Source organism: Cyclobacterium jeungdonense, assembly GCF_010994275.1.
Lineage (GTDB): Bacteria > Bacteroidota > Bacteroidia > Cytophagales > Cyclobacteriaceae > Cyclobacterium > Cyclobacterium jeungdonense.
Genome location: NZ_WMCD01000002.1, coordinates 51,432 through 64,160 on the forward strand (window position 1 = coordinate 51,432; position 12,729 = coordinate 64,160).

Here is a 12,729-nt window from a genome sequence, read left to right on the forward strand (position 1 = left end):
TACACACATGCAATTACTGAACGAACAGGAGATAGAAAGAAGAAAAGACAGGGAGGCATTATTACAGCTGGGCATCGACCCCTATCCTGCGCTTTCCTACCCCATCAATGCCACCTCGGCAGATATTCATAAAAACTACGAAAACCGTAAAAACGATTACAAGAGCATCAGCATCGCCGGAAGGCTCATGAGCAGACGCATCATGGGCTCGGCAAGTTTTGCAGAGATTCAGGATAGTTCCGGCAGGCTCCAGATATACGTAAGACGAGACGATATTTGTCCTGAAGAGGACAAAACCCTTTACAATACCGTTTTTAAAAAATTGTTGGGCATTGGAGATTTTATTGGACTCAAAGGATTTATTTTCACCACGCAAACCGGGGAAATTTCCCTCCACGTCCAGGAATTTACCCTGTTGTCCAAATCTGTGAAACCCCTGCCGGTGGTAAAAAGGGACGATGAAGGTAATGTGTACGATGGCTTCACCGATCCGGAACTCCGGTATCGGCAGCGCTACGTGGACCTGATCGTCAATCCGGAGGTAAAAGCTACGTTTTTCACACGATCCAGGGTGATATCTTCCATGCGCAGGTATTTTGATGACCATGGTTGGCTGGAAGTGGAGACTCCAATTCTTCAGCAGGTTCATGGAGGAGCGGCTGCCAAACCCTTTGACACCCATCATAACGCTTTGGATATTCCCTTATTTCTAAGGATCGCCAACGAGCTTTACCTAAAAAGGTTGATCGTTGGGGGATTCGAAGGGGTGTACGAAATAGGAAAAATGTTCCGAAATGAGGGCATGGACCGGACCCACAACCCGGAGTTTACCTCCATGGAAATCTACGTTGCCTATAAAGATTACGTATGGATGATGGAAATGGTGGAAGAACTGCTTGGGCAAATTGCTGACAGCGTATTAGGTACCACACAGGCGAAAGTAGGAGAACATGTCATTGAATTTGCTGGTCCCTACAAGCGGCTTTCCATGTTTGAAGCCATCCAGGAATTCACGGGAATAGACGTCAGTAGCATGGATGAGACAGGTCTAAGAAAAGTTTGCGCTGACCTGGAAATTGAAGTGGATGACAGCATGGGAAAAGGAAAACTCATCGATGAAATTTTTGGTGAAAAAGTGGAAGACCACCTGATCCAGCCCACCTACATTACGGACTATCCTATAGAAATGACCCCATTGGCTAAAAAGCACCGGGACAAACCCGGGTTGGTGGAGCGTTTTGAGCTTTTTGTCAATGGAAAAGAAATCGCTAATGCGTACACAGAGCTGAATGACCCGATCGATCAGCGGGAACGATTCGAAGAGCAACTCAAACTGGCTGAAAGAGGTGATGACGAAGCCATGGCAATGGATGAAGATTTTCTCCGGGCATTGGAGTACGGCATGCCTCCAACTTCGGGGCTGGGAATAGGTATCGACCGACTTTGCATGCTCCTGACGAATAAAAGCACCATACAGGAGGTTTTGTTTTTTCCTCAAATGAAGCCTGAAAAGAAAGTAAAGGTAGCTTCCGATGAAGACTTTATGAGGGTAGGAATACCTGCGGAGCTTATTCCGGTTATACGTGAATTGAATATTCACACCATGGAACAGCTCAGGGCACAAAATCCAAACAAGTTTTTTAACGACGTTTGCGGCAAACGAAAAAAACTAAAACTAAATGCCTCAAACCCCAGTAAGGAAGAGGTGGAAAACTGGATCAATGCAGAATAGGAAAAAGCCCGAAGCTTTGAAAGCTTCGGGCTTTTGCTTACCCAGATTTATCACTGCCAAATTCGACTTGGTGATCCTCTGAAATCCAAATTACCGTTCCCAAAAATTGGGGGGAACGATCCCCAGTGCCCGCAGGTACACATAACCTTGGCCCCGGTGATGAATTTCATTATCGATAAAGTAAAACAAGGTGCAGTAGGCTTTGTCCTCATACTGATCAAAAGCGATTACTTTTTCCTCAAATTTCTCCGGATCGATTTGGGGAAACCAACGCTCGATTTCCTCCGTAGTCTGATCCCAAACCTCCAGCAGTTTCTCTTTATCCTCACCCAATTGGAGGTTTTCATCCAGTTTGGCCCATTCCCCCGTTGCCAGGCCTTTTACTCCTGGTCCGGCAATGGCGATTAATTCTTCGACCATCTGGCCAAAGGGGCGCATTTCGCCAAGAGTGAAGTGAAATAGCTGCTTCTCAGGAAAAGCCTCGATTACCCTGCGGGTTAGGCTACGGTGACCTTGCCAATGTTCCTTCAATTGGACCGGATTGATAACGAGGGCTTGTGTTTTGGTGTTCATGGTGCATTTTCTTTAAGGTTATACATGCTTGTTTAGTTCAAAGGTAAACGGAGGGAATGACAACCCTATGTCGGTAGCTAATCGAGAATTTAGCCTAAAACATAAAAATTTTTTCTACCTTTTATTTTGCCTATTTTTACTACATCCTTAAAATAAATGAACCGACTAGACAGACTCACGGCTATTCTCACCCAGTTGCAAAGTAAGCGGAACGTACGGGCGCAGGAGATTGCCGATCGGTTTTGCATTAGTCTACGAACGGTATACCGAGACATCAAATCGCTGGAGGTCGCCGGAATCCCCATTTCGGGTGAGGCGGGCCGGGGTTATACGCTGGTGGAGGGATACCGGTTACCCCCCGTAAGTTTTTCCAGGGAAGAAGCGCTTTCTCTGCTGGTTGCAGAGAAAATTCTGGCCAAGCATACAGACAAAGAGAGTGGCAATCATTTCCAATCGGCACTGGTCAAGATTAAGGCGGTCTTAAAAGAAAATGAAAAGGCTTTGATGGAAAACCTCGATGAACAAATCGCCGTGTTTCGAAATAACAACTTACATGCCGACGGAAAAGAAGGGGTCATGCAGTCCATTTTAGACGGACTTTCTACGCAACAGGCCCTGCAACTTGACTACACCACTTTTATAAAGGAGGAAACCAGTTCCCGGGAAGTGGAACCTATCGGTTTGTATAACTCCTTCGAACAATGGTACCTCATTGCCTTTTGCAAATGGAGGCAGGATTACCGAACATTCAGGCTTGACCGAATCAATTCCATCCAAATAACGGATCAAATGTTTACGATGCACCACCCTTCTCTGAAGCGTTTTTTAAAAAAAATGGCGGAAGTAGAAGACCTAACTCAGGTTGTGATTCGAATCGCTTCCCGTAATTTGAAATTCCTAAGAAACCTAAAATACAATTATGGATTTGTCCTACAAGAAGAAAAAGGCGACAAGGTAGAACTAACCTTTATGACGAGAAGTCTGGAAGGTTTTGCCCGCTGGATCATCTGCATGGCCGATCTGGTAGTGATTCTCAAACCGGAAACACTTCGGACCAGGGTGAGAAACCTGCTTAAGTGCATGCTGGAAAATAATACTTCTGAACCCAAACAAAACCCTACGAAATGAAAGCCACCCTTTTGACACTAGCCCTTACCTTTCTTTTGACGCATTTATCCCTCTCACAGGATTTATCGGTGCTGGTACTGACGGGTGGACATGGTTTTAATCGAACTTCCTTTTTCGAAATGATGGATGCCCTGCCAGGAATTCGCTATACCGAAATGGCTCATCCCGAAGCACGCGAGTACTTTTTAGAGAAGCACCATGGGGAATTCGACGTACTTATATTTTATGACATGATCCAAGACATTTCTCCGGAAGAGAAAGAAGGCTTTGAAAAATTGGTCCAAAAGGGTATTGGACTCGTTTTTCTTCACCATGCGATTGTATCTTACCAGAATTGGGACTTCTACCGAGATATCCTGGGCGGGCGCTACATAGAAAATAAGGGTGATCCTGCCATTCAATCCAATTATAAGCATGAAGTTGCCTTTAAAGCCCGCATTGTAAACAGAAGGAACGACATTCTAAATGGGATCAAGGATTTTGACATTTATGACGAAATCTATGGTAATGTATGGATTTCAGAAACCGTCAATCCGCTGCTTTCCACCAAGCATCCAGGTAGTATGCCCATTTTAGCCTGGACCCAAAAGCCCTACAGGCATACCCGTTCCGTCTATATTCAGCCGGGGCACGGTCCAGAGGTGTTTTCCCATCCTATGTACCGAAAAATACTGGCCCAAAGTATTTACTGGGCGGCCGGTAAATGAATTCCGAAAATAGAATGATTGCTTATTATCGAAAAAGGTAGCCACAGGATAGGCTACCACTATCCTTGGTAAGCTTACACCAATAATTTGCGACAATGCTCCAGGCAATTTTGCACTTCTTTCACCGCATCGGAACCTTCCGGGACCTGATACTCCAATTCAATGGTTGCGGGAAAACGAAACTTTTCATCCCTAATCAGATGTAGAATTTCCTTGAGCGGCGTATCCCCTTCACCCCAGGGCAGGTTTCCCTTTCCGTTGGCAGGGGTTTGCCTGTCTTTGGTATGCATGCTTAGAATACGGTTGTGCTGTTTTTTTAGCAATTTCATGATATCCACATGGCCAGCGGCAATGTAATGGCCGGCATCAAAATTCAATCCGTTTGCCGGACTTTGTGCTAGCGCGGTATCCCAGAAATCGAAGGTTTGCTGTTCGTGCCCATGATATCCTACGGACATACGGTGTCTTTCTCCCATCTTTCCTAACTTCTGGGTATGGGCATCATCGGAGGGATGTTCCAGCGTCACATGCGAAGATCCCAGGGCTTTAGCCGCCTTCATTCCATAAGCGATTTCAGCGTCGGAATTTCCCTGGCCGAAGGCAGCAGGCTTAAACGCATAAATGCTGACACCTGCATCTTTGTACATTTTCTTAAATTTCTCGAATGCTTTAAAATCAGTCTTAGAGCGCCATTCGGACACTAGTTTCCCAAAAGCTGCCGATTCCTTTTGCAATTCCGCCAATTCCTTGCTTTCATCAGTGCTTAAGGTTTCGCCCCTGCGTTGCCTACTCATAAGCTGGTAAAACTTCCTTCTGTCAATCGTGGACTCCGGCATGCCCGCAAAGCTCTCGGCAGGCCCTCCCATTAGCTCAATGGCATTGATGCCACTTTCGGTAACATAGTTAAGGGTGGCTTCTGCACTTTGATCGGCCATCGAACGAAATTAATAGGTAATACAACCTATCTGAACCCCGTTAATTTTTGAATTAGGTTTGTTGTAATTCCTGATAATGCCAGGCGCGCCCTGAAGCCAGGCTGGCGAAATACCTGCTCCTACAATTCCAAGGGCTGATTTGATTAAAAAGGATCTTCGGTTATTCATGGGGTTATTGTTGATGAATTGGTAAGATAGTTTCCCGCAATCAAAAAAGGAATTATTTTTGGACTATTGTAACCAAAACGTAAGCAGGGCCCAATAAAATCCCACTTCCTACCAACATCCTTGCGTACTTTAGGAAAGCACCCGGTGGACACCTGCAAGTGTTTCCTTAAGCCCTCAGATATTAGTAAGAACCGGAATACCTACCGACGAACACTCATAATGGAATTTTTATTTTTTCTGCTTTTTACGGACCTCGTCGAAAATCCCTTGCAAAGTTTCCCGGTTTGCTTCCAAATCCAGCCCCACCTGGTCTGCAAGGGCTTCCAAATCCGGTTCCTTACCGGAGTTAAGGTCCGGCATGGCCAAAGCTAAAAATTGATTTAATTTATCCAATTCTTCCTCCATTTGCGGATCCTGTTCTTCTTCAAAAAGAAGTTCAAATGGCATGAGTTCAATTTGCCTCTTAAGGATATCCTCTGCCGCAGAAAGCATGGAAGGCCGGACATAAATATCTGCAAATTCGGCTACCTGTATGCCTTGATTTTGAAAAGCAGCAACCAATGCGGAATAGCCCTTTTGGGTCATGGCTGTTACTTGCAGAAACTGCTCTTCACTGTCGTAATAGGCCACTGAAAAATGGGGTTTGCTCTCCCAATTCCTCAAACGCAACCGATAAATAGACTGTGCGCGGTCTACCTGAAAATCATCTTCCAGCTTTTCGACGGGCAAATCCAGCTCTTCGATCTCTGTGATTATTAATTCAAGTACTTCTCCTTCGTGTACCGTCAATGGATAATTTGACCGGGAAAATAACATCAGGTAAGGGACCGGATTTTTTGAAACATCGGCCATCAACTCCTCCTCAGAGGTAATGCGGGGGTTTAATTCCGTAGCAAAGAAAAAGATGTCGTCCATAGAAAAACTTCGATAGGCAGCGATCGGACCAAAAGATTGCCAACAGTCCCCATTGTACCCGATCAGGTTAAACCAGGACACGACCTCTCCCTGCTGCAAAACACGGGAAACGCCGGTTGAATAAAGTAAATACCGCTCCCCGGTAAAAAGGTCTTCCATGGTAAAAAAATCGGGTTCCGGGCTTTCAACTATTCTGGAAAAACTAAATTTCCATGGCATAGCTGCTTGTTCTTCGAGCCACTTTCGGCCCTCTTCAGGAATTCGGGCAAGGGCAGCATGTTTTAAATATTTATGAATCAGCCCTCCTTCTTTGAATACCCGATGCATGATATACTGGGACTTAACCATATTAACCCAGCCTTTGTCCATACCTTGAATAATATGTCGGTAAGTTCTCAACCTTTGATCAACTTCTTTACCCAGTTTATCTTTATCTGCTGCATAATGCAGTAAAAAATCATCAAGTATCTGGGAAGTGAAATCTGAATTTGACTGACAGGCAGCTTTGATTGCGGTATAGTTTTTCATAGGCAGAAATATAGGGGATTCGTAAGGTTTGACCAAGGGAATTTTTACAAGAAGGAACTTTCGAATGGGTTTAGCTACATGATTACGACCTGTTATTTAAACCTACTACCAAAAACTTTCAATATCTGTGTTGCTCGTGGTATATCCTCGAAAAACCAGCCTTAAAATCGCAATTCATCTGCATATCGCCGTCAGTTATCATGCTCATAATTTGAAGGAAATCCTCATCACGTTTCTGATTGCTCCCCAAAATCAAAACCGTAAATCAGGCTGGGTCTGAAGTGCATGGCGACACTCAATACCAATAGAACAACAGGCATTCCTTGGTTTATTAGCAAATCCTTTTGCTCGGCAAACCATCCCACATAATCCTGGCTCAGAGTAAAAAGGACCAGCAAAAACCCAAAAAGCCAGCTAATCCGGATCAACCATCTTTTTAATTTTCGCTGTTCAGAAAAATGGATATTGATGGGTGGGAGGTAAAGTAATAAACGCAGTCCTAAGAAAAAATAAATCAGTAGTGAACAAAGCAATAATTCTATAGACCCGGCAAATAGAAACACCGAACGTCCTGGCGCTGCACCTTCCATCGGTTGGGGGAATGAGAGTACAAATCCCGACAGTTCCTCTCCGGCAAAAAGCAGCACTATCGGGATTGCAGACAGGATGAATGGAATAAAATGGAGCAAATCCAAGTAGCTGTTTCGTTTGGAACCAACCAGCGTATTTCTTATAAAAAAGTAAAAAAAGGGGCCTACGCACAGCATGAGCAAATACGTCAACGCAGGTAGCCATGCAGAAGCAACTTCAAGATGCTGAAAAAAAAGAAACGAACTAAAAAACAAAATAGCGAATCCCATATATTGCTGAGACACCTTTGCTCTTTTAGTAGCCAGGATCAATACAATTGCATTTAGCATGGCAAGGCTTAAAACCAGGTAAGCCACAAATTCACCAAATTCCATAGGTTTTTTCAGGAGATAGTGAGGATTGAATGACTTAAAAATAATGCCAAACCTCTATTGAAACCAAGGAAAATCCATATTTGATTTACCTTTCGGAAAGTAGTCATCCAAATATCGAGATTCCAGTTTATTGATGGCGTATTTTACCCGGTAATGGTTTATCAATTCCCTGAAACCTTACTGGTACACCTGTTGAAGCAACGCTCCCAAATCTTGACTGTTTACGCCAACCATTGCTGTCGAATCATCGACTTTTAAATGTTGCCTTAAAAAATATCCTTTTGCTCAAGAAATTAGTCCCTCCTAATGGTCGCCAATTCGTTTTCAGGACTAGCTATATCTTTGACAGCTAAATCGGTATTTGGGGGTACATTTAGGCGGTTTTCCATTGCATGAGATGTCTGGAATCCATACAGTCTTTCGGGATTAAGGTGTAGGTAAATACTAAGTATGGCTATGGTCATTAAGGTCATCCAGGTAAAAAACACCACCTTGCCGGGAAGTTGGAAACCATCCAAAATCTCAACCATCCAGAATGGATGGTAAGAAAGGTAACCAAAGCTGATAAATGTAAAAAGAAATCCAACTACAGGAATTGGATTGGTAAGCGATTCCCTTTTAAAGGGAATAACTCAGCGTGAATCATTCCTGTACAGCAGCCACCAGGAATAAGCCAGGTACCCAACCATTGTCAGGATTTGAATACTATCTACCCAATAAGATGGGACGATTCCATTTGCACACTGGTTGACCGTTTTGGGGACTTCTACAAACATTCTTGCCAAGGCAAGTTTGGTTTCCGTTTCGTAATCCTAAGGTAAAATGGCAATAAATCCAACACATGCAACAGAGCAGGGCGAAAGCGAATGGCATCCCTCCATTCCGTTGGTTAGTTCTCTTTTTTGTACTTCTACCAACCCAGTAATTACCTGGACTAAACCATACTTTGCACATCTGGAGGTAGAACAGAAGTAATGATATCGAAAAATATCTCTATTTAACGCTGAATTCAGTTTTTAAAAAACGAGAAATGACATTGAAAAAAAGAAAATTGAAAATTTAGTTTAATTTAACCAAATAAATCCGAGCTTAGGTAGCGGTCTCCCCGGTCGCAGGTAATGCACACAATCACTCCTTCCTTCAGTGTTTGAGACAACTTTAGGGCTGCATGTAGTGCCCCCCCACTACTCATCCCGGCAAGAATCCCTTCTTCCCGAGCCATCCGCCTGGTCATCTCAGTAGCTTGATCCTGGCTCACATCGATCACCTTATCTACCCGTTCCGGTTCAAAAATTTTAGGTAGGAATTCCGGAGACCATCGTCTGATACCTGGAATACTGGATCCGTCTGTGGGTTGGGTACCCACGATTTGAATTTCCGGATTTTTTTCTTTCAGGTATCGGGATACTCCCATGATGGTTCCGGTAGTGCCCATTGCGGAGACAAAATGAGTAATCTTTCCATTCGTATCCTTGTAGATTTCCGGGCCGGTGGTTTGATAATGTGCCCGGTAGTTGTCCGGGTTGGAAAATTGATTCAGCATAAAAAATCCTTCCTTAGCTGCCATTTCTTCGGCTAAGGTCCGGGAATATTCGATGGTTTTTTCGGCGGGGGTAAGTATCACTTTTGCACCATAGGCCTCCATCGATAGTATTCGCTCTTTGGTGGAATTGTCCGGCATGACCAGGGTCATGCTTACCCCTAATAGATTGGCTACCATGGCCAGGGCAATGCCTGTATTTCCGGATGTGGCTTCGATGAGTTTAGCGCCTTTGCGGATTTCTCCCCTGTCCAGGGCGGCGCGGATCATGAAATAGGCGGCACGGTCCTTAACGGAGCCACCTGGATTTTGCCCTTCTAATTTGCAATAAATGGTTACCCCTGGATTCACGGGGATGTTTTCTAATTTTATTAAGGGTGTATTTCCGATCAGCTCAAATAACTTCATAGATAGGATGTTCAGGCATCGCTTTTCAATACATAAAAATCTGTAAGATTGGAAGACCCGTCGTATATTTTAGTTTGGTAATAAATTTTACTTTTTGCGGGGATACTTTTTGTAAGCCATACATTGCCCCCGACCACACTTCCTTTTCCAATGACTGTATCTCCTCCCAGGATGGTAGCACCGGCATAAATTACCACATCATCTTCAATGGTTGGATGGCGCTTTTTATCCGCGTCTTCTTTATTTACGCTTAGGGCTCCAAGGGTTACACCCTGATAGATCTTAACGCGATCTCCCACTACGGTGGTTTCTCCGATGACAATACCAGTCGCATGGTCTATGCAGAAAAACCTGCCAATTTTCGCTCCGGGATGAATATCCACTCCCGATTTGCTGTGAGCATATTCCGTAATCATTCTTGGAATCAAGGCGATACCCAACAGGTGCAGCAAATGAGCTACCCGGTAGGCAGCAATAGCATAGAAGCCGGGATAGCACCGGATAATTTCCGTTTTGGACTTGGCGGCAGGATCTCCTTCAAACATGGCATGGAGGTCTTCGTGTAACTTTTCAAAAACCTCTGCCTCTAACCGATCAAAAAATGCATCGGCAAGGATCTCTCCGTCTCCATGATGAAGGGCCTCGTTATTTTTCAGTATTTTTCGAAGTTGCACCTTCAAATCAAAAAACTTTGACTCCAGATTTGCCCGCTCCCGGTAGATTTCATGAGCATGTTCCGGAAATAGCATTCCCAGGATTTCATCAAAAAACCGGTTGATTACTTTGGGAGAGGGGCATTCCGGACAGTGGTTATGGGCTTGGTGTAAGCGGTCTATAAATGAATCCATGCTTCAGATAGCTTTAGAATACAAAACCCACTCTTATAACATAAGGTTCATTATATGGCGATCTTCTATTATCGTAGGTAAAATTATACAATAACATGAAGTTCATCCCCCCTCTATCTCCAAAAGGAGTAAAATATCCTGCGCCTCCAAATAAGCCGGGTACCCAGTCTCTTGTGAAAATCACATCAGTTGTATTCGGGATAGGATTGGCTACCTCCACATTTAAGGCCTCGTATTCGGCGTGTAAGAAAATCTTCGGCAAGACATTAAATCGATTGAATATTCTACCTCCGAAGATATGGGCATCCCCATTTTGGAAACGACGGTCATTCAGATACTGGTAGGTGGCTCCTACACCTGCGGAGTACCTTTCGGTAATCATCGCGCCAGCCAAAGGAGATACCTCCACGAAGGTGATGGTGCCAAACTGAAGGCTTCCATTGCCCCCAAAGTACATTCGCTCCTTCAGAGGAGGGTTGTCTTCAGGATAAATAACACGTTGGGCGAGAACGGTTCCTATTGTAGCTGGAAAAAAATAAGTCAGATTAAAAATTACCGAAAGTAATAACAAGTATTTATTCTTCCACAATAACATAGAGGTCTTCCGTTTTCCGTTTCATCAAATAGCGTTCCCGAGCAAACTTTTCCAACAGTTCGTAATTGCTCAACAACTCTTCTCTTTCTGCCTGGATTTTTTCTTTCCGCTCCTGATAATACGCTTTTTGGTCTTCCAAATCGCTTAATTTGGAACGGAGCTTGAAATGACTGATGATGTCGTTACTATCTATCAAAACCATCCAGACAATGAATAAAACGGTAAAAACGAAGTAGAAGTTTTTGGTGTACTTAAGGTATTTCGCCATTGTCTTCCTTTATCTTTCTCCAAATATAGGAAAACAAATGCCAACCTTCCAAAAACGGCATATCCATACTAATTTTTATTTGGGTAATTCATAATCAATGGGTAAAGCGTCACCCATTTTCTGCCAACTCCAATACCCTTCCAGAAACAGGGAAAGTGGATTGGACTCCAAACCTGTAGGGTAAATCAATACGGGGACCGTTTGGCTCATAATCGAAATTGGATGAGGCGACTTCGGTGCTTTTCCTGGGACAAACGAATTGATAAATTCCCTGCTGACCTTTCCTTTGACATACCTGACCTCCAAAAAGTCCTCGAATTCCAATGTGATTTCTCCATCAATGACTTTACTATAATCGATTTCCTTTAAAAGTACAGAATCTACTTTCGGAATAATTTTCGGAAGTGACTCCTTTATTGCTATCGACGAAAGAGAGTCCCTAAAAATGCTGAATGCTAAATCTTTCGTAATTTCTAGTTGCTGTTTTGCCTCTAGAATTACCCTTTCCGCAGGCCGATTCGGATTGGGAACCAGCTTCATTTTCCTGACTTCGAAACCGGCTTCATTCGTAGCACCATCTCTGAGACTTCGCTTGAAATGCAACCAGGAACCCTGGTAGGCGGAAACCCTGTTTTTTTCCCACCTACGTTGTTTCATTTTTCCACCTTCCATTTCCGTAAACCGGGGATAGCCAAGATAATGAAATCTTTTTTTGTCTGTGTCCAGCTCAAAGGATGTCAGAAGATAATTTATCCGATAACCTAGTTGGTAATTTTCAATAATTAAAAAATCAGTGCTGTGAACTTTTAATACAGACTGGTCAAAGTCAATTACTAAAACCTCCGGATTGATAATGTTGCAACTTGATGCATACCAGCTATTCCCTAAAAAATGGTATTCAAAGATCCTAAGATTTTCATACCACTCACTGCTTCTTTCCCCATCCACCTGTAGCTCATTCAGATCAATTGGTTTCTGAGCCATCTGAAAAACAAACCGGGGTAGCTCACCAGAGAAATTTTCCGAAAAAATCAAGTTTTCATATCCCACCAAAGAAAGTACCAGTTCATGATGCCCGGGTGCCATTTCAAGCTCAAACAGTCCATTTTCATTTGCCACTGTACCTTCTGCCGTATTATTAACAAATACCGTGACATAGGGCAGGGGCAAACTTGATTCCTTATCCACAACCCTACCTTCCACGGTAATCTTTTGGGCCATTAGGGGAATTGCCACAGCTGATCCCAACAAAAGTAGTAGTAGTGCGAAAAAAAAGGTTGCTCCTATTTTTAACCTCACCATATTTCAATAAACCTAAGTGTTTGGGAATTAAAAACCTAGGATCGGATCCTCAAAAAACCAGGTAGATGTAATTTCCACCCTGGGCATGGTAAAGAAAAAAGAATGCTGCTTCCTTTA

The 12,729-nt window shown here is 43.6% G+C and carries 13 protein-coding genes and 1 pseudogene; 4 read left to right on the forward strand and 10 right to left on the reverse strand.

Annotated elements, in window-relative coordinates:
• Positions 1-7 precede the first annotated feature (7 nt).
• Positions 8-1,732 (forward strand): lysine--tRNA ligase, encoded by a 1,725-nt coding sequence (lysS, locus tag GKS34_RS05265; protein WP_163383789.1) that lies wholly within the window; start codon positions 8-10, stop codon positions 1,730-1,732.
• 90 nt (positions 1,733-1,822) lie between these two features.
• Here lysS and GKS34_RS05270 read toward each other — a convergent pair whose 3' ends face one another.
• Positions 1,823-2,305: a DinB family protein gene (locus tag GKS34_RS05270; protein WP_163383790.1), complete on the reverse strand. Its 483-nt coding sequence runs from the start codon at positions 2,303-2,305 to the stop codon at positions 1,823-1,825.
• Positions 2,306-2,461: 156 nt separating this feature from the next.
• On the opposite strand from GKS34_RS05270, the gene GKS34_RS05275 reads away from it, so the two are divergent.
• Positions 2,462-3,433: a helix-turn-helix transcriptional regulator gene (locus tag GKS34_RS05275; RefSeq protein ID WP_163383791.1), complete on the forward strand. Its 972-nt coding sequence runs from the start codon at positions 2,462-2,464 to the stop codon at positions 3,431-3,433.
• Entirely contained in the window at positions 3,430-4,140 is a 711-nt protein-coding gene (locus GKS34_RS05280) for a ThuA domain-containing protein (RefSeq protein WP_163383792.1), read from the forward strand. The genes GKS34_RS05275 and GKS34_RS05280 overlap by 4 nt, the downstream gene beginning before the upstream one ends.
• 74 nt (positions 4,141-4,214) lie before the next feature.
• Here GKS34_RS05280 and GKS34_RS05285 read toward each other — a convergent pair.
• From GKS34_RS05285 to GKS34_RS05300, 4 genes and pseudogenes are all read right to left on the reverse strand, one after another.
• Positions 4,215-5,243: pseudogene (locus tag GKS34_RS05285) on the reverse strand (sugar phosphate isomerase/epimerase family protein).
• Positions 5,244-5,471: 228 nt separating this feature from the next.
• Positions 5,472-6,686 (reverse strand): hypothetical protein, encoded by a 1,215-nt coding sequence (locus tag GKS34_RS05290; protein ID WP_163383793.1) that lies wholly within the window; start codon positions 6,684-6,686, stop codon positions 5,472-5,474.
• 227 nt (positions 6,687-6,913) lie between these two features.
• Complete coding sequence (locus tag GKS34_RS05295; protein ID WP_163383794.1) at positions 6,914-7,651, reverse strand: hypothetical protein; 738 nt, start codon at positions 7,649-7,651, stop codon at positions 6,914-6,916.
• Between the two features lie 293 nt (positions 7,652-7,944).
• The gene (locus tag GKS34_RS05300) at positions 7,945-8,181 is read right to left on the reverse strand and encodes a hypothetical protein (protein WP_163383795.1); all 237 of its coding nucleotides are present in this window, start codon (positions 8,179-8,181) and stop codon (positions 7,945-7,947) included.
• 292 nt (positions 8,182-8,473) lie between these two features.
• On the opposite strand from GKS34_RS05300, the gene GKS34_RS05305 reads away from it, so the two are divergent.
• Entirely contained in the window at positions 8,474-8,626 is a 153-nt protein-coding gene (locus tag GKS34_RS05305) for a hypothetical protein (RefSeq protein WP_163383796.1), read from the forward strand.
• Positions 8,627-8,720: 94 nt separating this feature from the next.
• On the opposite strand, the gene cysM is transcribed toward GKS34_RS05305, so the two are convergent.
• The 5 genes from cysM to GKS34_RS05330 form a co-directional block, all read right to left on the reverse strand.
• The gene (gene cysM / locus GKS34_RS05310) at positions 8,721-9,599 is read right to left on the reverse strand and encodes a cysteine synthase CysM (protein ID WP_163383797.1); all 879 of its coding nucleotides are present in this window, start codon (positions 9,597-9,599) and stop codon (positions 8,721-8,723) included.
• 11 nt (positions 9,600-9,610) lie between these two features.
• Entirely contained in the window at positions 9,611-10,447 is an 837-nt protein-coding gene (locus GKS34_RS05315; RefSeq protein WP_163383798.1) for a serine O-acetyltransferase, read from the reverse strand.
• A gap of 13 nt (positions 10,448-10,460) precedes the next feature.
• Positions 10,461-11,042 carry a hypothetical protein gene (locus tag GKS34_RS05320; protein WP_205602028.1) on the reverse strand — a complete coding sequence of 194 codons (582 nt, stop codon included), beginning with the start codon at positions 11,040-11,042 and terminating at the stop codon, positions 10,461-10,463.
• Positions 11,023-11,310 carry an FtsB family cell division protein gene (locus GKS34_RS05325; RefSeq protein ID WP_163383799.1) on the reverse strand — a complete coding sequence of 96 codons (288 nt, stop codon included), beginning with the start codon at positions 11,308-11,310 and terminating at the stop codon, positions 11,023-11,025. Before GKS34_RS05325 ends, GKS34_RS05320 begins: the two co-directional genes overlap by 20 nt.
• 75 nt (positions 11,311-11,385) lie before the next feature.
• Complete coding sequence (locus tag GKS34_RS05330) at positions 11,386-12,612, reverse strand: carboxypeptidase-like regulatory domain-containing protein (protein ID WP_205602029.1); 1,227 nt, start codon at positions 12,610-12,612, stop codon at positions 11,386-11,388.
• Between the last annotated feature and the right edge of the window lie 117 nt (positions 12,613-12,729).

Coding starts and splice junctions, on each gene's coding strand:
- GKS34_RS05280 (WP_163383792.1), top strand. CDS start 3,430: ATGAAAGCCACCCTTTTGACACTAGCCCTTACCTTTCTTTTGACGCAT.
- cysM (WP_163383797.1), bottom strand. CDS start 9,599: ATGAAGTTATTTGAGCTGATCGGAAATACACCCTTAATAAAATTAGAA.
- GKS34_RS05330 (WP_205602029.1), bottom strand. CDS start 12,612: ATGGTGAGGTTAAAAATAGGAGCAACCTTTTTTTTCGCACTACTACTA.
- GKS34_RS05300 (WP_163383795.1), bottom strand. CDS start 8,181: ATGGTTGAGATTTTGGATGGTTTCCAACTTCCCGGCAAGGTGGTGTTT.
- GKS34_RS05305 (WP_163383796.1), top strand. CDS start 8,474: ATGGCAATAAATCCAACACATGCAACAGAGCAGGGCGAAAGCGAATGG.
- GKS34_RS05315 (WP_163383798.1), bottom strand. CDS start 10,447: ATGGATTCATTTATAGACCGCTTACACCAAGCCCATAACCACTGTCCG.
- GKS34_RS05320 (WP_205602028.1), bottom strand. CDS start 11,042: ATGTTATTGTGGAAGAATAAATACTTGTTATTACTTTCGGTAATTTTT.
- GKS34_RS05325 (WP_163383799.1), bottom strand. CDS start 11,310: ATGGCGAAATACCTTAAGTACACCAAAAACTTCTACTTCGTTTTTACC.
- GKS34_RS05295 (WP_163383794.1), bottom strand. CDS start 7,651: ATGGAATTTGGTGAATTTGTGGCTTACCTGGTTTTAAGCCTTGCCATG.
- lysS (WP_163383789.1), top strand. CDS start 8: ATGCAATTACTGAACGAACAGGAGATAGAAAGAAGAAAAGACAGGGAG.
- GKS34_RS05290 (WP_163383793.1), bottom strand. CDS start 6,686: ATGAAAAACTATACCGCAATCAAAGCTGCCTGTCAGTCAAATTCAGAT.
- GKS34_RS05275 (WP_163383791.1), top strand. CDS start 2,462: ATGAACCGACTAGACAGACTCACGGCTATTCTCACCCAGTTGCAAAGT.
- GKS34_RS05270 (WP_163383790.1), bottom strand. CDS start 2,305: ATGAACACCAAAACACAAGCCCTCGTTATCAATCCGGTCCAATTGAAG.